Consider the following 25,690-nt stretch of genomic DNA (forward strand, 5'->3'; position numbering starts at 1 on the left):
TCGAGGTGCGAGAGAGATCCCAGGTCGCCGAGGTAGAACCGTGGTCCGCGAGGTAGAGGCCTGGTCGACGACCAGGGCTCTACCTCGCGGACTGCGGCTCTACCTCGCGGACCGCGGCTCTGTCTCGCGCGGGAGGGCGGGCCTGAGGACTCAGTGGAACTGGGCGGTCTCGGTGGACCCGGCGAGCGCGAGGGTGGCGGCGTCGGGGTTGAGAGCCGTGGCGACCCGGTCGAAGTAGCCGGTGCCGACCTCCCGCTGGTGGCGGGTGGCGGTGTAGCCGTCGGCCTCGGAGGCGAGCTCGGCCTCCTGCAGCTCGACGTAGGCGCTCATCGCGCGGTCCTTGTAGCCGCGCGCGAGCTCGAACATGGAGTGCGAGACGGCGTGGAAGCCGGCGAGGGTGATGAACTGGAACGCGTAGCCCATCGCGGCGAGCTCCTTCTGGAAGCTCGCGATCTGCGCGTCGTCGAGGTGCTTGCGCCAGTTGAACGACGGCGAGCAGTTGTACGCGAGCTTCTTGCCGGGGTGCTCGGCGTGGACCGCCTCGGCGAAGCGCCGGGCCAGCCCGAGGTCGGGCGTCCCCGTCTCGACCCAGAGCAGGTCGGCGTACGGCGCGTACGCGAGGCCGCGCGCGACGACCGCGTCCTCGCCCGGCCGGACCCGGTAGAAGCCCTCGGCCGTGCGCTCGCCCGTGAGGAACGGCTGGTCCCTCTCGTCGACGTCGGACGTGAGCAGGTCCGCGGCGAGCGAGTCGGTCCGCGCGACGATCACCGACGGCACGCCCGCGACGTCGGCCGCGAGCCGGGCCGCGTTGAGCGTGCGCACGTGCTGCGACGTCGGCACGAGCACCTTGCCGCCCAGGTGGCCGCACTTCTTCTCCGACGCGAGCTGGTCCTCCCAGTGCACGCCCGCGGCACCGGCCGCGATCATCGCGTGCATGAGCTCGTAGGCGTTGAGCGGACCGCCGAAGCCGGCCTCCGCGTCGGCCACGATCGGGGCGAGCCAGTCCCGGCCCTGCTCGTCTGTCTCGTCGGCGTCGGCGCGCTCCGCGGTCTCGACCTGGTCCGCGCGCAGCAGCGCGTTGTTGATCCGGCGCACGACGGCGGGCACGGAGTTCGCCGGGTAGAGCGACTGGTCGGGGTACGTCTGGCCCGACAGGTTGGCGTCGGCCGCGACCTGCCACCCGGACAGGTAGATGGCCTGCAGACCGGCACGCACCTGCTGCACGGCCTGGTTGCCCGTGTACGCGCCGAGCGCGGCGACCCACTCCTCGGTGTGGAGCTGCTCCCACAGGCGCTCGGCGCCTCGGCGGGCGAGCGTGTGCTCCTCGCGCACCGAGCCGCGCAGCGCGACGACGTCCTGCGCGGTGTAGTCGCGGACGATCCCGTCCCAGCGAGGGTCCTCGGCCCACGAGCGGGCGAGGTCGGCGGCAGGCTGCGTCTGGTCGCCCGGACGGACGACGCTGCCCGTCGCGCCGCCCGTTGCGCCGCCCGTTGCGCCGCCCGTTGCGCCACCCGACGTGCCGCCCGTCGAGAGGACGGTGCCGAGCGTCCGAGGACCGCCGACGTACTCGGTCGCGGACCGGCGGCTGACGATGGTGGGCCTGTTCACGGGGTGCCTCCTGAGGTGACTGACGGTCCGGCCCGTCCGGCGCGGCCGATGCTGTCTGGATCGATCGTCGGCCTCGCTCCGAGGCCGTGATTCGACCTTCGTGCCTCCGCGAGCCCGTTCTCAAGCCAGATCGCACGAAAGAAACGGTGTTCTTCTGTTGTGCGCAAGGAGTGGCGTGTGTCACTCTCAGTCATGGCTATCCCGACGACGCGACCCGCCGGAATCGCGGAACATGCGGAGATCCCGCTCGAGAGCGAGCCGGACGCCCTGACGATCGGCCGGCGCATCCGCCACCTGCGGACCGAGCGCGGCATGACGCTCGACGAGCTCGGTGCGGCGATCGGCCGCGCGCCGTCGCAGGTCTCGCTCCTCGAGAACGGTCGGCGCGAGCCCCGGTTCGCGCAGCTCCAGGCCGTCGCGCGGGCCCTCGGGGCGAGCCTCGACGACCTGCTGTCCGCCGAGCCGCCGTCGCGGCGCGACGCGCTGGAGATCGAGCTCGAGCGGGCCCAGCGCGGACCGCTCTTCGACGCGCTCGGCCTGCGCCCGGTGCGCGTCGGCAAGTCCCTGCCCACGGACGCGCTCGAGACGATCGTCGCGCTCCGGCGCGAGCTGGAACGCCTGCACACCGAGCGCGCCGCGACGCCGGAGGAGGCGCGCCGCGCCAACGCCGAGCTGCGCGCGACGATGCGCGCGCAGGACAACTACTTCCCCGAGCTGGAGGACGCTGCGGCGGAGCTGCTCGACGGCGTCGGCCACGCGGGCGGTCCGCTGCCGCAGCGCGTGGCGGCCGAGATCGCGGCCCACCTCGGCTTCACGCTGCACTACGTCGGCGACCTGCCGCACTCGACGCGCTCCGTGCTCGACCTGCGGCACCGGCGCGTGTACCTGCCGAGCAACGGGATGCGGGGGCGGTCCAACGCGACGTCGGCGCTGCTGCAGGCCCTGGCGCCGCACGTCCTGGGGCACGCCGAGCCCGGCGACTACCGCGAGTTCCTGCGCCAGCGCGTCGAGGCGAACTACCTCGCCGCGGCGCTGCTCCTGCCGGAGCGCCACGCGGTCAAGGCGCTGCGGACCGCGAAGGACGCGCGCGCGATCTCCATCGAGGACCTGCGCGACGCGTTCGCCGTGTCGTACGAGACGGCGGCGCACCGGTTCACGAACCTGGCGTCGAAGCACCTGGGCATCCCGGTGCACTTCATGAAGGTCCACGAGTCCGGCGTGATCCACAAGGCGTACGAGAACGACGGCGTCCGCTTCCCCGCCGACCCGCTCGGCGCGGTCGAGGGCCAGTACGTGTGCCGGAGCTGGACGGCGCGCACGGTGTTCGCGGTCGAGGACCGGCTCAGCCCGTTCAGCCAGTACACCGACACCCCGAGCGGGACCTACTGGTGCACGTCGCGGGTCCAGGGCTCCGCGGACGGCGAGTTCTCCGTGAGCGTCGGCGTGCCGTTCGCGCACGTGAAGTGGTTCCTCGGGCGCGACACCACCGAGCGGCTCGTGTCCCGCTGTCCCGACGGCGCGTGCTGCCGCCGCCCGCCCGACGCCCTCGCCGACCGGTGGTCCGGTCAGGCGTGGCCCAGCGCGCGACCCCACGCGTCGATGCTCGCGGCGATGCCCGCGGGAGCGTTCCCGGGGGTCGACCAGACCGAGGTCTTCAGCTTCCTCGAGCGCCACGCGCCCGCGTAGCGTGCTCGACGTCACCGCCCGCCGAGGCGGTCCCCGGTTGCCCTGTCGCCACCCGCTCTCGACGATGGAAGGCATGACCCCGCGCCGCCTCGCCCTCCTCGCCCTGCCCGCCGCGCTCGTCCTGGGGCTCGCCGCGTGCGGTGGCGACCCCGCGGATCCGGAGACGGTCACCGAGACGGTGACGGCCGACGCGGACGCCCCGGCAGGCACGGACGGCGGCACGGCCGACGGGGACGCGGCGGACGATGCGACGGAGCGCCAGGTGTTCGCCGAGGACGGCGCCCGCGACGCCCGCGTCGACTGCGCGGGTGGCACGGTCGAGATCAGCGCGGACGGCGCGGACGTCGACGTCGTGGGCGGGTGCTCGACCGTCCTCCTCACGGGCCACGGGACCGAGGTGGACGTCGAGTCGAGCGACCTCGCGAGCCTCGAGATCTCCGGCAACGACGCGCGCGTGGACGTCGACGGCCACGTCGAGGCCCTCGTCGTCTCCGGTCACGGAGCACGGGTCGACGTCGAGAGCGTCACGACGGTCCAGGTCAGCGGCAACGGCGTGCGCGTCTCGTACGAGAGCGGCGACGCACCGACGGTGGACGACGGCGGCGAGGGGACCTCGGTCGTCCAGGACTGAGCACGTCCGCGACTGAGCGCTTCGGGCTCAGCCGATCGAGCCGCCCTGGACCGGCGCGTCCATCGCAGCCTTGAGCCGCGCGGTGTCGGCCTCCGTCCATCCGTCCGGCGCGTGCAGGGCCGCGAAGCCGTCGGCGTACTCGAGCTTGTAGACGTGCCCGTGCCCGGGCGGGATGTCGGACGCCGCCGCGACGAACAGGTCGCCCGTGAGCTGCCAGAACGTGACGAAGGGGTACCAGTTGACGTCGCCGAGGACGTCGGGACCGCGCGGCTCGCGCAGCCAGTCGGGCTCGGACCACAGCGTGTCGGGCGACCACCACGTGACGCCGTCGGACGCGTGCTGCAGGTAGACGACGCGCGGGTCCTCCCACCGCGGACCCGGGCCCCACAGGTCCGCGACCCCGGTGCGGACGGGGTCGCCCCAGCGGACCTGCCGGCCGCCGTCGAGCACGGGCGCGTACTCGAACGACCCGGGGTCGCGCGCGTCGGTGAGCTCGCGCCACAGCGGCGTGAAGCCGGGCGTCCCGGTGAACATCGCGCCGTCGGTCCTGGCCTCGAGGTCCTGGACGCCGCTGAACGCCCCCTGCATGCCGAACGACCCGAGGGAGATGCCGAACGTCAGGAGCCGGGGGCGGTCGTCCTCGGGCAGCCCGGACCAGCGGTCGTACACCGCTTCGAACAGCGCCTTGCCGGCGGCCGGCGGCGTGGACCGGTCGCCGACGAAGCTGATCCAGCTCGGCAGGTACGAGTACTGCATGCTCGCGATCGCGGTGTCCCCGCCGTGCATGAGCTCGAGCGCCTCGGTCATGCCCGGGTCGACCCAGCCGGTCCCGGTGGTCGTCGCGACGACGAGGACGGACCGGTCCCACGCGTCCGTCCGGTCGAGCTCGTCGACGACGCGCGCCGCCGTCGCGTCGAGGTCGCCGTCGGGGTCGAGGCCCGCGTAGGCGTGGATCGGCTCGCGCACCGCGGCGGGGTCGACGACGTCTCCGGCCTGGGCGAACGCCCGCAGCTCGTCGAGGGTCGGCCCGGAGACGACGAACTTGCGCCCCTCGGCGCCGAGCGAGTCCCACGACTCGGGGGAGGCCTGCGACCCGGACCGCTCGGCCAGGGTCGGCGGCGAGAGCCGGGGGTCGATCTCGTCGTTCGCCGTCGCGAAGATCCCGTTGAGGGCGCTCAGCACGCCGGACCAGACCACGCCGTTGAGCACGAGCACGACGGCGACCGCGACGATCACACCGCTGGTGAACCGCGCGACGGCCGCCGGGACGACGTTGTCGACGAGCAGGCTCAACCAGTGCGCGAGCCGGCGCAGCCCCCGAGCGACCTGCAGGACGAGCAGCGCGACGGCCACGGCGAGGAGGAGCGTCACGACCTCACGACCGGGCACGTCCTCGGACATGCCGAACAGGTGCCGCAGCTCGATCTGCCGCCGCGCCCCGAGGACGAGCGAGAGCGGCACGGCGACGACCGTCGCCCCGGCGAGCACCCACCACGCGACGCGGCTCGCGCGCGCGGTCCACCGGACCCGCAGCCCGACCTTGAGCGCGAACCACTCGACGAGCGCCCCGACCCCGTACCCGCCGATCGCGCTCACGCCCGAGATCACCGCCTGGTAGTACCAGGCCCGCGGGATGAGCGACGGCGTGAACGACACGCAGAACCACAGCAGGGCCAGCACGAGCCCGGTCGCCGAGAACCGCCGCACCCACCGCCCCCACACCCCGTGCTGCCGGGGCTCCTCCTCGACGGTCTCAGGGGCACGGGTCTCCGTCAGGGTGGGCTGCACCTCGCGAGCGTAGGCGCGCGACCAGAGATCGACCTGCCGAAACGAGAACCGGCCCCCTGACCTCGCCGAACCAGGCTTCAACCTCGCCGTGACCAGAACTCTCCTCCGGCGACCAGACCTCTACGTCGGCGACCAGACCTCTACGTCGGCGACCGGACCTCTACGTGGGCGACCGGAGCTCTACCTCGGCGCAGGGCGTTGCTGCCCGGCCGGCCGAGGACCAGGGTGGCTCGATACCGGGAGGGGTGGGTGGGGGCGCCGCGTCGTGGCGGGCCTGGCGGGAGCCGCGAGGAACGAGCGGCGGATGGTAGACGCGGCGCCCCCACCCACCCCTCCACCCAGGGTGACCAGGGACCCCGGAACAGACCTCACGCCTCGAGCAGCAACGCCTCTCCCTGCCCGCCCCCACCGCACAGCCCGACCGCGACCCGCCCGCCGCCGCGGCGCGCGAGCTCGTGCGCGGCATGGACCGCGAGCCGGGCGCCGGACGCGCCGATGGGGTGCCCGAGCGAGATCCCGCCGCCGTGCACGTTGACGATCTCCGGGTCGACACCGAGCACCCGCGTGGACACCGCGACGACGGTGGCGAACGCCTCGTTGATCTCCACGAGGTCCAGGTCGTCGACGGACCAGCCGGCCCGGTCGAGCGCCTGCCGGATCGCGCGCGCGGGCTGCGAGTGCAGCGAGGTGTCGGGGCCGGCGACCTGGCCCCAGGTGCGCACGGTCGCGAGCACGGGCGCGCCCGCGGACTCTGCCCGGGCGCGCGTCGTGAGGACGAGCGCCGCCGCGCCGTCGGAGATCTGCGACGCGTTGCCCGCGGTGATGGTGCCCTCGGGGTCGAATGCCGGGCGCAGCCGCGCGAGGCCCTCGGCGGTGGTGTCGGGGCGCACGCCCTCGTCGTCGCGGACCTCGACGGGCTCGCCCCGGCGCTGCGGGACGCTCACGGGTGCGAGCTCGGCGTCGAACAGGCCGTCCTTGGCCGCGGCGGCCGCGCGCTGGTGGGAGGCGGCGGCGACGGCGTCCTGCTCCTCGCGCGACACGAACACGTCCCCGGCGTTGGTGCGCTCGGTCGAGACACCCATCGACGCGCGGTCGAACGCGTCGGTCAGCCCGTCGCGCGCGACGGCGTCGACGAGCGTCGTGTCACCGAAGGCGAACCCGGCCCGGGACCCGGGGAGCAGGTGCGGTGCGTTGGTCATCGACTCCTGGCCTCCGACGAGCACGACCTCGGCCTCGCCGGACCGGATCAGCCGCGTCCCGTCGATCACCGCGGTGAGCCCGGACAGGCACACCTTGTTCACCGTCACGGCCCGCACGTCCCAGCCGACGCCGGCCCCGGCGGCGGTCTGGCGCGCGGGGTTCTGCCCGGCCCCGGCCTGCAGGACCTGGCCGAACACCACGGCGTCGACGGCCTGGGCGCCGAGCCCGGAGCGCTCGATCGCGGCACGCGCGGCGACGGCACCGAGCTCGACGGCCGTGAGCGCCGCGAGCGAGCCCTTGAGCCGTCCCTGGGGCGTGCGGGCGGCGGAGACGATGACGACGTCGTCGGGGCGGGCGTCGGGGGAGCGGGACGTGGTGCTCACTGCTGGACCTCCAGGGGTGCGGACGGCTCTGTCTGCGCGGGCGCCGGGGGTGTGGCGCGCGCTCGTGCGGCGGCGTCGTCGACCAGCCTCACCAGGAGCCGGAGGAACACGTCCGGCTCCTCGAGGTGCGGGCTGTGCCCGACGCCGGGCCGCACCTCTTCACGGTACGCCCCGCCGGCCGCCGCGTAGGCGTCGAGGACGGCCCTCGTCTGGGCGACCATCGGCTGCGGGGGGTGGGTCTCGGCGCCCGGCCAGCCGGGCACCGCGCCGACCGCGCCGAGCTGCGCGAGGTCGAACAGCGACGCGTCCGACACGATCGCGTCGGCGTCGCCGCGCACCCAGAGCACGGGCGCCGTCGCGCCCGAGATGGCGAACCCGGAGAGGTCGCAGTACCGGGCGCTGATCGCGTTGTTCATGCCGCGCGTGCCGGGCGCGACGCCGGGCCACGTGCTCGACGGCGCCTGGTCGCCCGGGTAGTTGTCGTCGCCCGTGCGTGTGGACAGCACGGAGTCGAGCAGGAGCTCCTCGAGCGCGCCGCGCGGCTCGCCGAGCGACGCGGGGTCGGCGATGTAGAACCGCCGCAGGACGTCGCGCGGTGAGCCCGGGTCCTCGCTGCGGTCGCCCGCGGCGAGGGCCGCGACGAACACGGGGTTCGCCGTCCCGCCGCCGGTGCCGGTGAAGTCCGGAGAGAGGGGCGTGCCGTCGACGTCGCGCGTGCCGCCGAACCCGTACGGCGACATCGGCGCCTCGAGGAGGATCGCGTCGAACAGGTCGGGACGGTCGGTCGCGAGCTGGAGCACGACCCCCGCCCCGGCCGAGTGCGCGACGGCGACCAGCGGCGTCCCCTGGCCGAGACCCAGCGCGTCGACGAGGGCCGCGACGTCGTCGGCGTAGTCCCGCACGCCGCGCGTCGCGTCGACGGGGCGCACCTCCGCGTCGCCGTACCCGCGCAGGTCCACCGCGACGCCACGGACGTCGTCGGGCAGGGCGCGCAGCAGCGGGTCGAAGAACGCCGACGACGAGCAGTTCCCGTGCACGAGCAGGACGGTCGCCCGCGCGTCGACCGCGGCGGCCTCGCGCACGTGCTCGCGCCCGCGCGGCGTCGTGACGTCGCGGTGGACGACGTCGCGAACCGCCGTGTGCGCGCCCGGGCCGGGCGCGTCGCGCGTCACGACGGCGTCCCCGTCGCCTGCGTGGACGGGCCGGGCCGCGCGTCGGTGACGTCGAGCGGAGCCGGGTCGAGCGCGACGGTCAGCTCGGGCTCCGTGGCGGCGCGGACCTCGTCGACGCTCACGCCGGGCGCGGTCTCGCGCAGCACGAGACCGTCGGGCGTGACGTCGAGCACGGCGAGGTCCGTGATGATCCGGTGCACGACGCCACGCCCGGTGAGCGGGAGGGAGCACGACCGCAGGATCTTGGGCGACCCGTCGCGCGCGACGTGCTCCATGAGCACGATGACGCGGGCAGCGCCGTGCACGAGGTCCATCGCGCCGCCGGGACCCTTGACCATCTTGCCGGGGATCATCCAGTTGGCGAGGTCGCCGGCCTCGGAGACCTGCATGCCGCCGAGGATCGCTGCGTCGATCTTGCCGCCGCGGATCATGCCGAAGCTCAGCGCGGAGTCGAAGAACGCCGCGCCCGGCAGGACGGTGACCGTCTCCTTGCCGGCGTTGATGAGGTCCGGGTCGACCGCGTCCTCGGTGGGGTACGGACCGACGCCGAGGATCCCGTTCTCGGACTGCAGCACGAGGTGCTTGTCGTCCGGGACGTAGTTGGGCACGAGCGTCGGCAGCCCGATGCCGAGGTTGACGTACCAGCCGTCCTGGAGCTCGCGCGCGGCGCGCGCGGCCATCTCGTCACGGGTGAGCGGCATGCCTCAGCCCTCCTTCGCGGTGGGGACGGCGGGAGTGGTGCCCGACGCCGCGGGTGCGGGCCGGTCGGTCTGCGCGGCGGTGCGGACCGTGCGGCGCTCGATGCGCTTGGGCGCGTCGGGCCCGACCTCGACGACGCGGTGCACGAACACGCCCGGCAGGTGCACCTCGTCCGGGTCGATCTCACCCGGCTCGACGAGCTCCTCGACCTGCGCGACGCACACGCGTCCCGCCATGGCGGCGAGCGGGGAGAAGTTGCGGGCCGAGCGGTGGAACACGAGGTTGCCGTGCCGGTCCCCGCGCAGCGCGTGGACGAGCGCGAAGTCGGTCGTGATCGCGTCCTCGAGCACGAACTCCGCCTCGTCGGCGAACGAGCAGTCCCGGCCGCGCGGGCCCACGCCGAACGTGCGCACCTCCTTGGGGGCGCTCGCCTGCGCGACGCCGCCCGCGCCGTCGTACCGCTGGGGCAGGCCGCCCTCGGCGACCTGCGTGCCGACGCCCGTGCGGGTCCAGAACCCGGCGATCCCGGCGCCGCCGGCCCGCAGCTTCTCGGCGAGCGTGCCCTGCGGCGTGAGCTCCACCTCGAGCTCGCCCGAGAGGAACTGGCGCTCGAACTCCTTGTTCTCCCCGACGTACGAGCTCGTCATCTTGCGGATCCGGCCCGCGCCGAGGAGCACGCCGAGGCCCCAGTCGTCGACGCCGCAGTTGTTGCTCACGACCCACAGGCCGTGCGTGCCCTGGGCGAGCAGCGCCTCGATCAGCGCGATCGGGTTGCCGCACAGGCCGAACCCGCCGACGGCGAGCGACGCGCCGTCGGGCACGTCCGCGACCGCCTCGGCCGCCGACGCGACCACCTTGTCGAGCCCGCGCGGTGGCGCGGCAGGGAGCGGGGGAACGGGTGGGCTCGTCAGGCTCATGGCGCGACCTCCTCGTCACGGCCGCCGCCCGGGGGTGGTGGACGACGGCGCACCGGCCGCGCGGCGATGGCGCCGCGCGGGATCTCGTGGGTCGATCATCCCGCGCCGCACGGTGTGCGGGCGAGCGGTGCGCGCACCGCGCGGCCGTCAGTGCTCGAGCCGGTCCTTCTCGTCCCCGATGAGCTCGGTGACCTCGTCGGGCAGGTCGTCGCGGTTCATGTCGTCGGAGCGCGCCTTGCGTGCGTCCCAGCGCAGGGAGAACGCCGCGAGGACGGCGGCGATCGTCGAGGCCGCGAGGATCGCGATCTTCGCGCCGTCGGTGTGCTCGGCGTCCGGGAAGGACAGCTCGGCGATGAGGAGCGACACCGTGAACCCGATCCCCGCGAGGAGCCCGACGGGCAGGAGGTCGCGCACACCGATCCCGGCCGCGAGGCGCAGGGGCGTGAAGCGCGTGACGAGCGCGGTGATCCCGAGGACGCCGACGAGCTTGCCGAGGACCAGCGCGAGGACGATCGCGAGCACCACGGGCTGTGCGAGGACCTCGCCGACCGGTGTCTCGCCGCCGACGATCGACACCCCCGCGGCGAAGAACGCGAAGAGGGGCAGGGCGATGCCCTGCGAGACCGGGCGGACCGTGCGCTCGAAGCGGTGCGTGCGCGACTCGTTCTCGCCGTGCACGACGAGCGCCGGGACCGTGAAGCCGAGGAGGACGCCGGCGATGGTCGCGTGGACCCCGGACTCGTGCATGAAGGCCCACGCCACGGCGGCGACGGGGAGCAGGAGCCACCAGTGCGTGCGCCGGGCGCGGACGAGCACGGCGTAGAGCCCGACGGCGAGCAGCGCGAGACCGAGGTAGCCCCACTTCAGGTCCTCGGTGTAGAAGATCGCGATGATGACGATGGCGAGGAGGTCGTCCACGACCGCGAGCGTGAGGAGGAACGTGCGGATCGCGACGGGCAGGCCGCGACCGAACACGGCGAGCACGCCGAGCGCGAACGCGATGTCGGTCGCCGTCGGGATCGCCCACCCGTGCAGCGCGCTCGGGTCGCCGGTGGCAAGCAGCACGGCGACGAAGATCAGCGCCGGCATCGCCATGCCGCCGACGGCGGCGAGCATCGGGACCCCGGCCTGCTTCGGGTTGCGCAGGCTGCCGGCGACGAACTCCTGCTTGAGCTCGACACCGACCACGAAGAAGAAGACCGCGAGCAGCCCGTCGGCGGCCCATGTCGCGAGCGTGAGGTCGAGGTGCAGCGGCGAGGACGGGCCGAGGACGGTGTTCGCGAGCGTGAAGTACGCGTCGCGCCAGGGGGAGTTCGCCCAGAGGAGGGCGACCAGGGCGGCGCCGATGAGCAGCGCTCCTCCCGTCGTCTCGCGGCTCGCCCAGCGGCGCAGGGGGCCGGGAGCGGACGAGGAGGGCGCGGTGGCCGGGGACGCAGCAGTCATGGTTCTCCCGAGGAGGTCGGTGGCGGGAAGGTGACGCGAGGGTCGCCGAACGCGTCGCCGACCAGACTTCCCGGCACACCGCCCCCGATCCTACGTGGCTTCGTCGTCGGGTGCCCGGGGCGTACGCCGCGCGGCGGACGCGGGCGCGGCGGACGTCGACCGCCCGCACGACGACCGGGGCGACCGGTACGGCGACGATGGGCCCGTGCCCGACGACTCCGCTCCCGAGACCCTCCTGCCCGACGCCGTCCCGGCCGACCCCTCGGTGGTCCGGCCCTCGGCGCTCGAGCTCGCCGTCCTCTGGACGATCCTGCCTCTCCTGGGCGCGGGGATCGCCGTCGTGGTGCTGCGCGGGACCGGCTGGTACGCCGAGCTGCCCGTGGCGCCGTTCCAGGGACCCGCTCGGCTGGTCGCGGAGCTGCTCGCCGACCGGGGCGCCCTCGGCGCGGTGGTCGCGCTCGGCCTCGGCGCCGGAGCGGGACTGCTCCTCGCGCGGCACGTCCGCCGGGACATCGCCGTCGTGACGGTCGGCCCGGAGGTCGCGAGCGTCGTGCTGCGCGACGTGACGACGGACCTGGCGCGCTCCGAGGTGACGGACGTCTTCGTCGACCGCAAGGCACTCGTCGTCCTCGGCGTCCGGGACGGTGCGCCCTCGGGAGAGCTCGCGCACGTCGTCACCGAGCTCGAGACCCCGAGGCTCGAGGCCGCGTTCCGGTCGCACGGCTGGCCGTGGCGCGACGCGGACCCGTACGCGCAGGAGTTCCGCCGCTGGGTCCCGGGCGACGACGCCCTGCCGACGAGCGCCGACGCCGTGCTCCGTGCGCGGTCGTCGATGCTCGAGGCGAAGAAGGTCGACGACGCCGCAGACCTGCGCCGGGAGCTCGGGCGGCTCGGGATCGTCGTGCGCGACGTCGGCTCCGTCCAGCACTGGCGCGCAACGGGGGAGCGGGAACCGGGTTCGCGGTGAGCGGACCGGTCCGGCGGCGGGTCAGCCCGTCCGGCGCGACGGCGCGGGACCGGCGCCGTCGGTCTCGCGCGCGAGCTCGAGCAGCCGCGTGACGGTGCTCCAGTTCCGGCCCGTCACCGGCGTGCCGGCGGCGCGCGAGAGCACGGTCGTCGTGAGCGACGACCGGCCGATGCCGTCGGGGTACCGCGCGTAGAGCACGCCGTGCGCGACCGCGAGGCTCTCGCGCCCCGCGTGCGACAGGTCCAGCCGGGCGATCCCCGCGGCGTCCACCGGCTCCTCCCCGACGAGCACGAGCAGGTGCGACGGGTCCTCCCGCGCCGCCTTCGGCCAGGGGACGTCGGCGACGATCCGCTCGAGCTCGGCGGTCGTCAGCACGACGACCGTCGCGTCGACGCCGAACTCCTCGGCCACGCCGTCGTGCACGAGGCGCGCCACGTCGGCGGACGACCGCGCGCCCGTGCTGCCCGGCGCCACCACGAGGTTGCCGCTGTTGACGATCGTGCGGGGCGAGGCGAAGCCGAGCTCGCCCGCCAGGGCGCGCAGGCGCGTCGACGGGACCTTGCGGCCGCCGACGTTCACGGCGAACAACAGCGCGGCGTAGCTCACGACACCTCCAGGGGACGGCGGTCGGACCAGGGCGCCGCCTGCTCCAGCAGCGCGGCGAGGGACAGCAGCAGCGCGTCGTCGCCGTGGGCGGCGCCGAGCATGACGCCGAGCGGGACGGTGCGCGCCACGCCGTCGGGGTCCTCGACGCGGGTCTCGCCGAGGGGGAGCGAGACCGCGGGGCGCCCCGTGAGGTTGTACAGGCTCGTCCACGGGGTGAACGCGGTCTGCGCGGCGAAGTCGGTGGCGGGATCGTCGTCGAGCCGCTGCGTTCCGACGAGCGCGGGCGGCTGGGCGAGCGTCGGCGACACGACGACGTCGACGCCCGCCCAGGCCGCGGCGACCTCGCGCGTGAGGGCCTGCACCCCGGCGAGCGCGGTCGCGTGCTCCAGGCCCGTGACCGCGCGTCCGCGCTCGCGCAGCCAGCGCGTGAGCGGCACGAGGAGGTGCTCGCGGTCCGGCGGCACGGGCGCCTGGAGCGCCCCGACCGACCACAGCGCCGCGAACGCGTCCCAGCGCTCGGCCGGGAACGGGGGAGCGACCTCGACGACCTCGTGGCCGGCGTCCGCGAGGAGCAGCGCGGTCGCGCGGGCGGCGTCGGCGCACGCGGGGTGCACGGCGGCGTCAGCGGCGATCACGGGGTCGAGGAGCAGGCCGACCCGCAGCGGCCGACCGTGCGCGCCGTGCACCACGGGCGCGGCGAGCGCCGCCGCGAACGACCGCGGCGGGCCGTCCGCACCGGTGAGGAGCTCGCGGGACCGCGTGCCCGACTGCGCGACGTCGCCACCGACGAACGTGTCGCCCGGCCACGGCCGCGCCAGCACGTCGAGGAAGGCCGCCGTGTCCCGGACGGACCGGGTGAGGACCCCGTGCGTGGCGAGCCCCGCGCCGTCGACCCCGGACGGGCCGGGGCTCACCCGGCCGCGCGAGGGCTTGAGCCCCACGAGCCCGCACGCGCTCGCGGGGATGCGCAGCGAACCGCCGCCGTCGCTGCCGTGCGCGACGGGCACGACGCGCCCCGCGACGGCCGCGGCGGCGCCGCCGCTCGACCCGCCGGCGGACCGCGCGGGGTCCCACGGCGTGCGGGCCGGGGGACCGGTGTCGGGCTCCGTGTAGCAGGGGAGCCCCAGCTCGGGGGTCGTGGTCTTGCCGACGAGCACGGTGCCCGCGGCCCGCAGGAGCGTCACGACGCCGTCGTCGACCGCGGGCGTGAAAGGGCCGACGGCTGCGGACCCCGCGCGCATCGGCACCCCGGAGACCATCGTCAGGTCCTTGACCGGGCACGGGACCCCGAGGAACGGAGGGAGCGCGCCGGGGTCGTCGGCCGTGGCGCCGGACGTGCCGTCGCGACGCGCGGCGACGAGCGCGGCCTCGGCCACCTCCGCCTGCGCACGCGAGACCTCGGGGGCCAGGGTCGCGAAGGCCCCGAGCGCGGTGCCCACGCGGTCGGCGGCCTCGAGGGTCGTGGCGAGCACCTCGGTCGGGGAGACGTCACCGACCCGCAGCGCCCGCGCGAGCGCGGTGGCGTCGAGGTCGTGCAGCTCGGGAAGACCCATGGCACCCGACGCTACCCGGGCGGTCGGATCGCCACCGCGCGGGGGCGCTCCTATGATCGCGTGTGCCCACTCCTCCCGCCGGAACCGGTCGGTCCGACCGCCCCGCCGCCCCGTCCCCCGTGGACGCGCCCGCGCCCCGCGCCGGTGTCGTCCCCCTCGTGGACCTGCACGGACGCAGCGCGTGGAGCATCCTGCCGCCGCTGATCCTCGGCTTCTTCATGATCATGGTCGACACGACGATCGTGAACATCGCCGTCCCCACGCTGCAGCGCGAGCTCGACGCGAGCCTCGTCGCGGTCGGCTGGGTCAACAGCGCCTATCTCCTCTCGTACGCCGTGCTGCTGCTCCTCGCCGGTCGGCTCGGCGACCGGTACGGGCCCAAGCCGGTGTTCATCGCGGGCCTCGTGGTCTTCACGCTCGCGTCGGCGTGGTGCGGGCTGTCGGGGTCGATCGGGATGCTCGTCGCCGCGCGCGTCGTCCAGGGCGTCGGCGCGGCGCTCATGACGCCGCAGACCATGGCGATGATCACGCGCGTCTTCCCGGCGACACAGCGCGGCGCGGCCATGGGCCTGTGGGGCGCGACCGCCGGCGTCGCGACGATCGCCGGCCCGCTGCTCGGCGGAGTGTTCGTCGAGACGTGGGGCTGGGAGTGGATCTTCTTCGTCAACGTCCCCGTGGGCGTCGTCGCGCTGTGGCTCGGGCTCACGCGCCTGCCGCGGCTCGCGACCAACAAGCGCACGTTCGACGTGCTGGGCGTGGTCCTGTCCGTCGTCGGGCTCTTCGCCGTCGTCTTCGGTCTCCAGGAGGGCGGGACGTACGACTGGGGGACCATCACCGGCGTCGTCACCGTGTGGGGCGTCATCGGGCTCGGGCTCGCGGTCCTCGTCGCGTTCGTCTGGTGGCAGCACCGGCTCGGCGACGGAGCCCTCCTGCCGCTGAAGCTGTTCCGCTCGCGCACCTTCTCGCTCGCGAACGTCGCGGGCATGTCCGTGTCGTTCGCGATGATCGGGATCTTCTTCCCGCTGACGATCTTCCTGCAGTCGATCCTGGGCCTGTCCCCGCTGCACGCGGCGCTGATCAACCTGCCGGGCTCGCTCGTGTCCGGGATCGTCGCGCCGATCGCGGGACGCCTCTCCGACCGCGTGCCCGCCAAGTGGGTCGTCGCGACGGGGTTCGGGGTGCTCGCCGTGGCGGTCGGGTGGCTCGCGGCCGTGGTCGCGCCCGGGGCGTCGGTCGGGGCGATCCTCGCGCCGATGACGCTGTTCGGCATCGGGACCGGGTGCGTCTTCTCGCCGCTCGCCAACCTCGCGACGTCGGGCCTGGACGCCCGCACCGCCGGCGCCGGCGCGGGCGCGTTCAACACCACGCGCCAGGTGGGCGGCGTGATCGGGTCCGCGGCGGTCGTCGCGACGCTCACCGCGCGCCTCGCCGTGACCCTGCCCGCCGCGGCGCAGGACGCCGCGGCGTCGCTGCCGGAGGCGGTCCGGCAGCCGTTCCTCGACGGCTTCGCGAGCGCGGGCGGGTCGCTCGAGGGCGGCTCCGGCATGCCGGACCTCCCCGCCGGCGTGCCCGACGACGTCGCGCGCCAGGTCGGCGAGGCCGCCACGAGCGCGTTCCACGCCGGTTTCGCGACGGCGGCCGGGCAGACGCTCGCGGTCACGGCCGCGGTGCTCGTCGTCGGCCTCGCGTGCGCGCTCGGCATGCCGCGTCGGCACGTCGAGCGCTGACGGCCGCGGCTCGACATGAACGGGACGTTAAACCTCGGCGACACGGCGGCGCTGGGCTGGTGATCAGAATCACACGGGCGTAGTTTCGACAGGGACGGACGGCACCATCGCCGTCCTCCGGGAGGCCAGCCGATGGGGTTCACGCTCCGCTCAGGAGGGCCGGCACCGGCGCTGCTGAGCTGTGCCACTCCTGGCACCGTGAGCACATCGGCCGGTCGCCTGCCTCGCCCAGAGAGAGAACGGCGCGCGTGCGCCGGAGGGGAGCCCTCGTGGTCCACACCTCACCCACCCCCGGTCCTGCCCCGGACGACGACGGACGCCGGACGTTCGTCGTCGACACCTCGGTCCTCCTGAGCGACCCGCGCGCCATCGGGCGGTTCGCCGAGCACGACGTCGTCCTCCCGGTCGTCGTCATCACGGAGCTCGAGGCGAAGCGGCACCACGCGGAGCTCGGGTACTTCGCGCGCAGCGCGCTGCGCATGCTCGACGAGCTGCGCGTGAAGCACGGTCGCCTGGACGCGCCGATCCCCGTCGGTGACGTCGGCGGCACGTTGCGGGTCGAGCTCAACCACACGGACCCCACGGTCCTGCCGGCCGGGTTCCGCCTGGGGGACAACGACACGCGGATCCTGTCCGTCGCGGCGAACCTCGCGTCCGAGGGCCACGACGTGACGGTCGTGTCGAAGGACCTGCCGATGCGCGTCAAGGCGTCGGCCGTCGGGCTGCGCGCCGAGGAGTACCGGCACGAGCTCGCCGTCGACTCCGGCTGGACCGGGATGAGCGAGATCTCGTTCACCGACGAGGAGACCGCGTCCCTGTGGGAGCACGAGTCCGTCGAGATCGCGTCGCTCGACCCCGCCGTCGTCGAGGCGGCCGGACCCCTGCACTGCCACACGGGCCTCGTCGTCCACTCCCCGCGCGGCTCCGCGCTCGGCCGGGTCACCGCCGACAAGCACGTGCAGCTCGTCCGCGGCGACCGGGACCTCTTCGGGCTGCACGGCCGCTCCGCCGAGCAGCGGGTCGCGATCGACCTGCTCCTCGACGACAGCGTCGGGATCCTCTCGCTCGGCGGTCGCGCCGGGACGGGCAAGTCGGCGCTCGCGCTGTGCGCCGGCCTCGAGGCCGTCATGGAACGCCGGCAGCACCGCAAGGTCATGGTGTTCCGGCCGCTCTACGCCGTGGGCGGCCAGGAGCTCGGGTACCTGCCGGGCTCCGAGGCCGAGAAGATGAACCCCTGGGCGCAGGCGGTGTACGACACCCTCGGAGCGCTCGTCTCCCCGCAGGTCCTCGACGAGGTGATCGACCGCGACATGCTCGAGGTCCTGCCGCTCACGCACATCCGCGGCCGCTCCCTGCACGACGCGTTCGTCATCGTCGACGAGGCCCAGTCGCTCGAGCGCAACGTGCTCCTGACCGTGCTCTCGCGCATCGGGCAGTCGTCGCGCGTCGTCCTCACGCACGACGTGGCGCAGCGCGACAACCTGCGGGTCGGGCGGCACGACGGCGTCGCCGCGGTCATCGAGGCGCTCAAGGGTCACCCGCTGTTCGCGCACGTGACGCTCACGCGCTCCGAGCGCTCGCCCGTCGCGGCGCTCGTGACGGAGATGCTGGAGTCGATCGAGGTCTGACCTCGCGAGGTAGAGCCCTGGTCGCGGACCAGGGCTCTACCTCGCGGTACCACGGTTCTACCTCGCGGTTCGTGGGGGCGGGCTCGACGTCGTCGGGCGGGTGCGGGGGTGGACGAGGACCACGGCGAGGACGCCGACGACAGCGCCCAGCACGGTGTCGAGCGCGCGGTCGAGCGCGAGCGCGGACGCGTCGGCGGGGTGTGCGAGCGACGTCATGAGCAGCGCCATCGGCGTGATGGTGAGCATCGCGAGCCCGTAGTGACGGCCCACCACGACCTCCGTGACGGTCTGGAGGACGACCACGACGGCGGCGGTCGCCCAGAACCCGAGGGGCGCGGCGAGCAGCGGCCACGCCAGCAGTGCGCCGGCCACCGTGCCTGCGCCCCGCTGGAGCGCCCGGACGACGGCCTGACGGGGCGAGGTCCCCTGGAGGACGGCGGTCGAGCCCATGGTCGCCCAGGCGGCGTGGCCGAGGCCCGAGGCGGACGCCAGACCTCCCGCGACGACGCCGGCCACGGCCACCCGGCCCGTCGCGAGCCGCCACCGGCCGGGAAGGTTGCTGCGGAGCTGTGCGCGCAGCGTCGTGCGCACGGGACGTGGCGCCTCGGGGGTGGTGCGGACATCGTCGGGCGTCGCATCGTCGTCGTCGACGGTGGCGGCGACGAGGTCGAGCTCGTGCCACAGCTCGAGCGCGACGGAGCGGGGCCGACGCCACGAGAGGTCGTCCGCGAGCACCTCACGGGCACGCAGCACGGCCGCGCGGGCGGCGTCGGCTGCGCCGTCGGGGTCGACGCGAGGACCGTCGTGCGGCTCGGGGCGCCTCTCGTGCCGGGCCCGTCGGGCGGCGTCGACCGCGCGTCGGACGGCCAGCCGGGCGGGGCCGGAGGGGCGGACCAGCACGCCGAGCATGCAGACGAGCCACGCGATCGAGACGCCCAGCAGGGCCGCGCCGGTGCGCGGCACGACGTCCCCCGGGTCGGGCGCCCCGGCCAGTCCGGCGCCCGCGGCGAAGACGACGATCGTCGCCCCCGGTGGCCCGGTGCGCAGGAGGAGGCACACCGCCGTCGCGGCTGCCGCGAGCGCGGCGACGCCCAGGAGGAGCACGGGCGTGGGGGCCCCGATCGCGGTGAGGGCGGAGAACACGGCGATCGTCGCCGTGAGCAGAGCACCGGTGCCAGCGAGCAGGGACGCGCGACGTCGGTACGGGTCGTAACGACCGTAGAGCGAGGTGAGCGCGCCGAGCGACGCGAACGCTGACAGGTCGGGCCGTCCCAGGAGCGCGGGGACGACGAGGGCGAGGGCGACCGCGACGCCGCAGCGCAGCGCGGCGGCGAGCGTCGCGTCCGCAGGGTTCGTGCGCAACGCGGCGCGCAGGTGGGCGGGGTCCAGGACGTCGCTCGCTGCGGTGCGGACAGGCGCCAGGGACGGCGTGGCGAGGGAGGCAGAGTGCATGGCCTGTCCAGGCTACAGGTAATTCCTAGATGGTTTATCAGTGAAATACTGCGCCGGCCGCCCTATCCTGGGGCCGTGGACTACGTCGATCATGTGCGTGCGGAATGGGCCGAGCAGCGACCCGACCTCGACACGTCGACCTCCGCGGTGGGAGCCCGGCTGCGGCGTGCCGCGGGCCTGCTCGAGGTCGCGCTCGAACGCTCGGCGGCGCGCCACGACGTCTCGCGAGCGGAGTTCGACGTCCTCGCCGCGCTTCGCCGCGCGGGGCGACCGCTGCGTGCGGGCGAGGTCACGACGATGACGGGTGCACCGGGCGCTTCCATCACCAAGCGCCTCGACCGGCTCGAGCGCGCCGGTCTCGTCGAGCGCACGGTCGCCGAGCGGGACCGTCGTGGGGTCCTCGTGGTGCTCACGGAGCCGGGCACCGCTCTCGTCGACGAGGTCTTCCCCCACCAGCTCGAGCGGGAGCGCGCCGCTCTCGTCGACCTCGACGAGGGCGAGCGCGCGGAGCTCGCGCGGCTGCTCGCCGTCGTCCTGCGGCGGCTCGACCCGCTCGAGTACTGAGGCGCGACGCCGTCGCCGCACGGCGTCCCGAGAACGCGACCCGAGGGCGACGGGGGTGCCGTGAGCGACGTCACCCCGGCAGGGACGGGCGACGCGAGCGCGCCGCGGGCTAGAGTTGTCCGTCTGTCCGACCCCGCGGTTGGAGCGGCCGGGTCTCCGCGCAGAGCGCGTGACGACCGGGTCCGGGCTGGAAACCCCATGATCTCCCCTCCCGCGCAGAAGGTCGCCCCATGTCCTCACGCCCTGCCCTGGCACGCCTCGACGACCCCGCCTCCGACTGCGGACCGACGGACGCGCCCGCTGTCGCGACCACTCCGACGATGCCGCCCGCCGACGGCCCACCCGACCGTTCGGCCAGGCGGTGGTGGATCCTCGTCGTCCTTGCCGCGACGCAGCTCCTCGTCGTCCTCGACGGGACGATCGTCAGCATCGCGCTCCCGCAGGCGCAGGCCGAGCTCGGCCTCTCCGACTCCCAGCGCCAATGGGTCGTCACGGCGTACGCGCTCGCGTTCGGTGCGCTCCTCCTCCTCGGCGGCCGGGTCGCCGACTACTGGGGCCGCAAGCGCACCTTCCTGCTCGGCATGGTCGGGTTCGGCGTCGCGTCGCTGCTGGCCGGTTTCGCGCGCGACGGCGTCGAGCTGATCGCCGCCCGCGGGCTCCAGGGCGCGTTCGCGGCGCTGCTCGCCCCGGCCGCGCTCGCGCTGCTCACCGTCTCCTTCCCGAGCGGCAGGGAACGCAACACCGCGTTCGCCGTCTTCGGCGCGATCGCAGGGGTCGGCGCCGCCGTCGGGCTCGTGCTCGGGGGCGCGCTCACCGAGCTCGCGGACTGGCGCTGGTGCCTGTGGGTCAACGTCCCCGTCGTGATCGTCGCCTTCGTGGCCGGCAAGCTCCTCGTCGCGGAGAGCCGGGCACAGGGGGACAACCGCTACGACGTGCTCGGGACGATCGTCGTCGTGCTCGGGCTCGGTGCGCTCGTCTACGGACTCACGCTCGCCGAGCACAGCTGGACCGCCCCGGGGACAGTCGCGTGCCTCGTCGGCGGTGTCGCGCTGCTCGCTCTCTTCGTCCTGGTGGAGTCGCGCGTGGCCCAGCCGCTGCTCCCGCTGCGCATCGTGCGCGACCGCGTCCGGGCGGGTGCCTTCCTCCTCCAGGCGATCGTGGGCGCGCTGATGATCGGCGCCCTGCTGTACCTGTCGTTCCACCTGCAGGTCGTCATGGGCCTCTCGCCGCTGCGCGCGGGTCTGGGCTCGGTGCCGATGACGCTCGTCATCCTGGTCCTGGCGCCGGTCGTCACCACGGTCCTGCTGCCCCGCGTCGGCCCGCGGCCGCTCATGATCGCCGGTCCGCTCGTCGCCGCCGTCGGGCTGCTCCTGCTCTGCCGGGTCACGGTCGGCGGCTCGTACGCCGCGGAGATCCTGCCGTCGCAGCTCGTGCTCGGCGTCGGACTCGCGCTCGTCCTCGTCCCGCTCCAGAACGTCGCCCTCGCGGGCGTCGCCCCGCACGACGCCGGTGCTGCGAGCGCGACCGTCAACGCGGCGATGCAGATCGGCGGCTCGATCGGTCTCTCGGTCTTCACGACGATCTACGCCGCCGCGCTGCCCACGGCGGCCGCCCCCACCCCGGCCGACCTCGTCGACGGCTACTCGGCGGTCTTCGTCGCCGCAGCGATCGCGATGGCGCTCGGCGCCGTCCTCGCCGCCCTCCTGATCCGGGGCCCGAAGGAGAAGCTCCTCCCGTCGGGCGACCACCAGGCCGTCCACCTCGGCTGACGGGCCGCGGTCCAGCTCGCCTGGACCAGGGCGCTATCTGGCCTGGACCAGGGCTCTACCTGGTCGGACCAGGGCTCTACCTGGCCGAGACCGGGGCTCGGCCTCCCCCGGCCTCGGTTCTCTCCCGTCGGGCGGGCGAGCAGGTGCCCGGGTGAGACGAAGAAGGCTGGGTGGGGTGGGGGCGCCGGTCGTGGCGGGTCTGGCGGGAGCGGGCGAGGAACGAGCCCGCGGATGGTAGACCGGCGCCCCCACCCCACCCGGCCACCCAGGGTGAGGCAGAGACGTTCTCGACAGAGTGTCAGCCCTGCGGCGGACGCGTCATCGACAGCACGTCCAGCGCCTCGTCCAGCTGCGCCTCGGTGACCTCGCCACGCTCGACGAAGCCGAGGTCGACGACGGCCTGGCGCACCGTGAGGCCCTCCTTCACGGAGTGCTTCGCGACCTTCGCCGCCGCCTCGTAGCCGATGACGCGGTTGAGCGGCGTGACGATCGACGGCGACGACTCGGCGAACGCGCGCGCCTTCTCGACGTTGGCGGTGATGCCCGAGACCGTCCGGTCCGCGAGGACCCGGGACGCGTTCGCGAGCAGGCGGACCGACTCCAGCACGCCCTGCGCGATGACGGGGATCTGCACGTTGAGCTCGAAGCTGCCCGACGCGCCGGCCCAGGCGACGGTCGCGTCGTTGCCGATCACGCGCGCCGCGACCATGAGCACGGCCTCGGGGACCACGGGGTTGACCTTGCCCGGCATGATCGAGCTGCCCGGCTGGAGGTCGGGGATGAAGATCTCGCCGAGGCCGGTGTTGGGGCCGGAGCCCATCCAGCGCAGGTCGTTGCAGATCTTCGTGAGCGACACGGCGATCGTGCGCAGCGCGCCCGACAGCTCGACGAGCCCGTCACGAGCGGACTGGGCCTCGAAGTGGTCGCGGGCCTCGGTGAGCGGCAGGCCGGTGTCCTCGACGAGCAGGGCGATCACGCGCTGCGGGAACCCGGCGGGCGTGTTGATGCCGGTGCCGACCGCGGTGCCGCCGAGCGGTACCTCGGCAGCGCGGGGGAGCGCGGCGAGGAGACGCTCGACGCCGTAGCGGACCGCCGCGGCGTACCCGCCGAACTCCTGGCCGAGCGTCACGGGCGTCGCGTCCATGAGGTGCGTGCGACCGGACTTGACGACCGTCGCGAACTCCGTGGCCTTGGCCTCGAGCTCGCCCGCGAGGTGCTCGAGCGCGGGCACGAGGTCGCGGACGACGCCCGCGGTCGCGGCGACGTGCACCGAGGTGGGGAACACGTCGTTGGACGACTGCGACGCGTTGACGTGGTCGTTCGGGTGGACGTCACGGCCGAGCGAGCGCGTCGCGAGCGTCGCGAGGACCTCGTTGGTGTTCATGTTCGACGACGTCCCCGAGCCGGTCTGGAAGACGTCGACGGGGAAGTGCTCGTCGTGGACGCCGGAGGCCACCTCGTCGGCGGCGGCGACGATCGCGGCGGCGACGTCCTCGTCGAGGACGCCCAGCTCGGCGTTCGCGCGCGCCGCGGCCTTCTTGACGCGGGCGAGGGCCTCGATGTGCCCTCGCTCGAGCGGCGTCCCGGAGATCGGGAAGTTCTCCACGGCGCGCTGGGTCTGCGCGCGGTAGAGCGCGTGCGCCGGGACGCGCACCTCGCCCATCGTGTCGTGCTCGATGCGGTACTCGGTCGCGCCGGCGACGGCGCCGGACGCCTCGGGGGATGCAGTCATGGGACCATCCTGCCGCACCGTGGCGCGGCACCGGCAAGCCGCGTGAGCGACGTCACGCCGACCGTCAGGCGTCGGCGTGCGGCGTCTCCCCGACGTCGCCCACCACGTCCACCAGGCGTGCGCGACCCTCGGTGAAGTCGTACTCGACGCCGACGATCGCGCACCGGCCCTCGGCGACCGCGGCGGCCAGCCCGGCCGAGTAGGAGTGCAGCATGTCGACCGTGTTGCGCACGTGCTCGCGGCGCAGGACGTCGGGGTCGATGCTCTCGAGGGAGCCACCGCCCGCGCTCGTGATCTTGGCGATCGACGGGATGACCCGGTCGACGACGGCGCGCACGAAGCCGTCGGCCTGCGCGCCGGTCGTCAGGGTGTTCACCGCGGCGCCGACGGCGCCGCACGAGTCGTGACCGAGGACCACGACGAGCGGAGCGGACAGGATGTCCACGCCGTACTCGATGGAGCCGAGCACCGTGGTGTCCACGACGTGGCCCGCCGTCCGCACGACGAACATGTCCCCGAGGCCCTGGTCGAAGACGATCTCCGCCGCGACGCGGGAGTCCGAGCACCCGAAGAGGACGGTGTGGGGATGCTGCGCCGCGGACGTCTCCCGGCGTCGGTCGGCCCCCTGCGACGGGTGCATCGGCGCGTCGGCGACGAACCGGTCGTTGCCGGCACGCAGGGTCGCCCAGGCCTCGGCGGGGGTCAGGAGCTGCTGGTCCGCGGAAGTGCTCATGCGCCCATGATGACCCACGGCGACGACGCAGGTGAGGGGCGTTCACGTGGCGAACCGCGGGGCTGGGGTGTAGCCATGTGGAGGAGCAGCACCACATCTCGACCTCGCGACGAAGGGAGCCCGACGTGCGCCGACGCACCCGACCGCTCGCCGCCCTCGCCGCCCTGGCGGTGCTCGCACCGCTCGCGGCGTGCGGACCGGGCGACGAGGGGACACCGGTCCTCACGTGGTACATCAACCCGGACGCGGGGGGCCAGGCCGAGATCGCGGCGTCGTGCACCGAGGAAGCCGACGGCGCCTACCGGATCGAGACCGAGCTCCTCCCGCGCGACGCCGCGGCGCAGCGCGAGCAGCTCGCGCGTCGTCTCGCCGCGAAGGACTCCTCGATCGACCTCATGAGCCTCGATCCCGTGTTCATCGCCGAGTTCGCCGAGGCCGACTTCCTCGCCCCGGTTCCCGACGACGTCGCGGACGCGACGACGCAGGACGTGGTGCAGGGCGCGATCGACGCGTCGACGTGGAAGGACGAGCTCGTCGCGGTCCCGTTCTGGGCAAACACGCAGCTGCTCTGGTACCGCAAGTCGGTCGCGGAGGCGGCCGGCCTGGACATGAGCGGGCCGGTCACGTGGGACCAGATCATCGAGGCCGCGCAGGACCAGGACGCGCTGCTCGCCGTGCAGGGTGCCAAGGCCGAGTCGCTCACCGTCTGGATCAACGCGCTCGTCGCGGGGGCCGGCGGGAAGATCCTCGAGAACCCCGAGGCGCCGCCGGAGGACATCCAGCTCGGGCTCGAGTCGGAGGCGGGGACCGAGGCGGCCCGGATCATCGGCGACATCGGGACCTCGGGCGTCGGCGGGCCGGGCCTGCCGAGCGAGGACGAGCCGGCCTCGCTGACCCTCTTCCAGGGGGACCGCGGGTCGTTCATGGTCAACTGGCCGTTCGTCTGGTCGTCCACCCAGGGCGCCGTCGAGGCCGGGTCGCTCGACCAGGGCCTGCTCGACGACATCGGCTGGGCGCTGTACCCGCAGACGGTCGAGGGCGAGGACGCCCGGCCCCCGTACGGCGGGATCAGCCTGGGCGTCGGGGCGTTCGGTGCGCACACCGACCTCGCGTACCAGGCGACGGAGTGCATCGTCAGCCCCGAGAACCAGGCCGAGTACTTCGTCACGAACGGCAACCCCGCGGCCAGCATCGAGGCATACGAGGACCCGGACGTGCAGGAGGCGTTCCCGATGTACGACGTGATCCGGGACTCGCTCGACCAGGCGGCGCCGCGTCCGCAGACCCCGTTCTACAACGAGGTGTCGACGGGCCTGCAGCAGACCTGGTACGCGCCGGCCGACGTCGATCCCGAGACGACGCCGCAGGAGTCCACCGAGTTCATCACCGCCGTCCTGCGAGGGGAGCGACTGCTGTGAGCACCACGATCCCG

20 protein-coding genes are annotated in these 25,690 nt (G+C 74.4%); 8 read left to right on the forward strand and 12 right to left on the reverse strand.

What is annotated here, in order from left to right; translation table 11 throughout:
- Nucleotides 1–150: 150 nt before the first annotated feature.
- The gene (gene aceA / locus V5D56_RS10560) at nucleotides 151–1,608 is read right to left on the reverse strand and encodes an isocitrate lyase (protein WP_435735306.1); all 1,458 of its coding nucleotides are present in this window, start codon (nucleotides 1,606–1,608) and stop codon (nucleotides 151–153) included.
- A 192-nt stretch (nucleotides 1,609–1,800) separates the two neighbouring features.
- Between aceA and V5D56_RS10565 the strand changes: the two genes are divergently transcribed.
- Nucleotides 1,801–3,294, forward strand: coding sequence for a helix-turn-helix domain-containing protein (locus V5D56_RS10565; RefSeq protein ID WP_435735307.1), 1,494 nt, complete (start codon nucleotides 1,801–1,803; stop codon nucleotides 3,292–3,294).
- Nucleotides 3,295–3,367: 73 nt separating this feature from the next.
- Nucleotides 3,368–3,925 carry a DUF3060 domain-containing protein gene (locus tag V5D56_RS10570; RefSeq protein ID WP_435735308.1) on the forward strand — a complete coding sequence of 186 codons (558 nt, stop codon included), beginning with the start codon at nucleotides 3,368–3,370 and terminating at the stop codon, nucleotides 3,923–3,925.
- Nucleotides 3,926–3,952: 27 nt separating this feature from the next.
- Here V5D56_RS10570 and V5D56_RS10575 read toward each other — a convergent pair whose 3' ends face one another.
- From V5D56_RS10575 to nhaA, 6 genes are all read right to left on the reverse strand, one after another.
- A complete protein-coding gene (locus V5D56_RS10575) occupies nucleotides 3,953–5,713 on the reverse strand; it encodes an alpha/beta hydrolase (protein WP_435735309.1) in 1,761 nt (586 codons plus the stop codon).
- A 368-nt stretch (nucleotides 5,714–6,081) separates the two neighbouring features.
- Nucleotides 6,082–7,296, reverse strand: a complete 1,215-nt coding sequence (locus V5D56_RS10580) for an acetyl-CoA C-acetyltransferase (protein ID WP_435735310.1) — start codon at nucleotides 7,294–7,296, stop codon at nucleotides 6,082–6,084.
- Nucleotides 7,293–8,468 (reverse strand): alpha/beta hydrolase, encoded by a 1,176-nt coding sequence (locus V5D56_RS10585; RefSeq protein WP_435735311.1) that lies wholly within the window; start codon nucleotides 8,466–8,468, stop codon nucleotides 7,293–7,295. Before V5D56_RS10585 ends, V5D56_RS10580 begins: the two co-directional genes overlap by 4 nt.
- Nucleotides 8,465–9,169 (reverse strand): CoA transferase subunit B, encoded by a 705-nt coding sequence (locus V5D56_RS10590; RefSeq protein WP_435735312.1) that lies wholly within the window; start codon nucleotides 9,167–9,169, stop codon nucleotides 8,465–8,467. The genes V5D56_RS10585 and V5D56_RS10590 overlap by 4 nt, the downstream gene beginning before the upstream one ends.
- Nucleotides 9,170–9,172: 3 nt before the next feature.
- The gene (locus V5D56_RS10595; protein WP_435735313.1) at nucleotides 9,173–10,084 is read right to left on the reverse strand and encodes a CoA transferase subunit A; all 912 of its coding nucleotides are present in this window, start codon (nucleotides 10,082–10,084) and stop codon (nucleotides 9,173–9,175) included.
- 147 nt (nucleotides 10,085–10,231) lie between these two features.
- The gene (nhaA, locus tag V5D56_RS10600) at nucleotides 10,232–11,527 is read right to left on the reverse strand and encodes a Na+/H+ antiporter NhaA (RefSeq protein WP_435735314.1); all 1,296 of its coding nucleotides are present in this window, start codon (nucleotides 11,525–11,527) and stop codon (nucleotides 10,232–10,234) included.
- Between the two features lie 205 nt (nucleotides 11,528–11,732).
- Between nhaA and V5D56_RS10605 the strand changes: the two genes are divergently transcribed.
- Nucleotides 11,733–12,494, forward strand: a complete 762-nt coding sequence (locus tag V5D56_RS10605) for a YqeB family protein (RefSeq protein ID WP_435735315.1) — start codon at nucleotides 11,733–11,735, stop codon at nucleotides 12,492–12,494.
- A gap of 21 nt (nucleotides 12,495–12,515) precedes the next feature.
- On the opposite strand, the gene V5D56_RS10610 is transcribed toward V5D56_RS10605, so the two are convergent.
- Both V5D56_RS10610 and V5D56_RS10615 read right to left on the reverse strand, forming a co-directional pair.
- Nucleotides 12,516–13,100 carry a DUF1697 domain-containing protein gene (locus V5D56_RS10610; RefSeq protein ID WP_435735316.1) on the reverse strand — a complete coding sequence of 195 codons (585 nt, stop codon included), beginning with the start codon at nucleotides 13,098–13,100 and terminating at the stop codon, nucleotides 12,516–12,518.
- A complete protein-coding gene (locus V5D56_RS10615; RefSeq protein WP_435735317.1) occupies nucleotides 13,097–14,653 on the reverse strand; it encodes an amidase in 1,557 nt (518 codons plus the stop codon). The genes V5D56_RS10610 and V5D56_RS10615 overlap by 4 nt, the downstream gene beginning before the upstream one ends.
- A gap of 119 nt (nucleotides 14,654–14,772) precedes the next feature.
- On the opposite strand from V5D56_RS10615, the gene V5D56_RS10620 reads away from it, so the two are divergent.
- Together V5D56_RS10620 and V5D56_RS10625 are read left to right on the forward strand one after the other, a co-directional pair.
- Nucleotides 14,773–16,380, forward strand: coding sequence for a DHA2 family efflux MFS transporter permease subunit (locus tag V5D56_RS10620; protein ID WP_435739002.1), 1,608 nt, complete (start codon nucleotides 14,773–14,775; stop codon nucleotides 16,378–16,380).
- A 269-nt stretch (nucleotides 16,381–16,649) separates the two neighbouring features.
- Nucleotides 16,650–18,008, forward strand: coding sequence for a PhoH family protein (locus V5D56_RS10625; protein WP_435735318.1), 1,359 nt, complete (start codon nucleotides 16,650–16,652; stop codon nucleotides 18,006–18,008).
- Nucleotides 18,009–18,065: 57 nt separating this feature from the next.
- On the opposite strand, the gene V5D56_RS10630 is transcribed toward V5D56_RS10625, so the two are convergent.
- The gene (locus V5D56_RS10630) at nucleotides 18,066–19,460 is read right to left on the reverse strand and encodes an FUSC family protein (protein ID WP_435735319.1); all 1,395 of its coding nucleotides are present in this window, start codon (nucleotides 19,458–19,460) and stop codon (nucleotides 18,066–18,068) included.
- Nucleotides 19,461–19,535: 75 nt separating this feature from the next.
- Between V5D56_RS10630 and V5D56_RS10635 the strand changes: the two genes are divergently transcribed.
- Nucleotides 19,536–20,024: a MarR family winged helix-turn-helix transcriptional regulator gene (locus tag V5D56_RS10635; protein WP_435735320.1), complete on the forward strand. Its 489-nt coding sequence runs from the start codon at nucleotides 19,536–19,538 to the stop codon at nucleotides 20,022–20,024.
- A gap of 230 nt (nucleotides 20,025–20,254) precedes the next feature.
- On the forward strand, nucleotides 20,255–21,793 hold the full coding sequence (locus V5D56_RS10640; RefSeq protein ID WP_435735321.1) for an MFS transporter: 1,539 nt from the start codon (nucleotides 20,255–20,257) through the stop codon (nucleotides 21,791–21,793).
- A 298-nt stretch (nucleotides 21,794–22,091) separates the two neighbouring features.
- Here the strand turns inward: V5D56_RS10640 and V5D56_RS10645 are convergent, their stop codons facing one another.
- Together V5D56_RS10645 and V5D56_RS10650 are read right to left on the reverse strand one after the other, a co-directional pair.
- Nucleotides 22,092–23,525 carry a class II fumarate hydratase gene (locus V5D56_RS10645; RefSeq protein WP_435735322.1) on the reverse strand — a complete coding sequence of 478 codons (1,434 nt, stop codon included), beginning with the start codon at nucleotides 23,523–23,525 and terminating at the stop codon, nucleotides 22,092–22,094.
- Nucleotides 23,526–23,589: 64 nt separating this feature from the next.
- Complete coding sequence (locus tag V5D56_RS10650; protein ID WP_435735323.1) at nucleotides 23,590–24,258, reverse strand: carbonic anhydrase; 669 nt, start codon at nucleotides 24,256–24,258, stop codon at nucleotides 23,590–23,592.
- 125 nt (nucleotides 24,259–24,383) lie between these two features.
- On the opposite strand from V5D56_RS10650, the gene V5D56_RS10655 reads away from it, so the two are divergent.
- Nucleotides 24,384–25,676, forward strand: a complete 1,293-nt coding sequence (locus V5D56_RS10655; protein ID WP_435735324.1) for an extracellular solute-binding protein — start codon at nucleotides 24,384–24,386, stop codon at nucleotides 25,674–25,676.
- Nucleotides 25,677–25,690 lie beyond the last annotated feature (14 nt).

It is taken from the genome of Cellulosimicrobium sp. PMB13, assembly GCF_051294865.1.
Taxonomy (GTDB): domain Bacteria; phylum Actinomycetota; class Actinomycetes; order Actinomycetales; family Cellulomonadaceae; genus Cellulosimicrobium.

Bases quoted from the DNA above. Each gene is read 5' to 3' on its own strand.
- V5D56_RS10650 (WP_435735323.1), bottom strand. From the start codon at position 24,258: ATGAGCACTTCCGCGGACCAGCAGCTCCTGACCCCCGCCGAGGCCTGG.
- V5D56_RS10630 (WP_435735319.1), bottom strand. From the start codon at position 19,460: ATGCACTCTGCCTCCCTCGCCACGCCGTCCCTGGCGCCTGTCCGCACC.
- V5D56_RS10570 (WP_435735308.1), top strand. From the start codon at position 3,368: ATGACCCCGCGCCGCCTCGCCCTCCTCGCCCTGCCCGCCGCGCTCGTC.
- V5D56_RS10645 (WP_435735322.1), bottom strand. From the start codon at position 23,525: ATGACTGCATCCCCCGAGGCGTCCGGCGCCGTCGCCGGCGCGACCGAG.
- nhaA (WP_435735314.1), bottom strand. From the start codon at position 11,527: ATGACTGCTGCGTCCCCGGCCACCGCGCCCTCCTCGTCCGCTCCCGGC.
- V5D56_RS10595 (WP_435735313.1), bottom strand. From the start codon at position 10,084: ATGAGCCTGACGAGCCCACCCGTTCCCCCGCTCCCTGCCGCGCCACCG.
- V5D56_RS10615 (WP_435735317.1), bottom strand. From the start codon at position 14,653: ATGGGTCTTCCCGAGCTGCACGACCTCGACGCCACCGCGCTCGCGCGG.
- V5D56_RS10565 (WP_435735307.1), top strand. From the start codon at position 1,801: ATGGCTATCCCGACGACGCGACCCGCCGGAATCGCGGAACATGCGGAG.
- V5D56_RS10640 (WP_435735321.1), top strand. From the start codon at position 20,255: ATGTCCTCACGCCCTGCCCTGGCACGCCTCGACGACCCCGCCTCCGAC.
- V5D56_RS10590 (WP_435735312.1), bottom strand. From the start codon at position 9,169: ATGCCGCTCACCCGTGACGAGATGGCCGCGCGCGCCGCGCGCGAGCTC.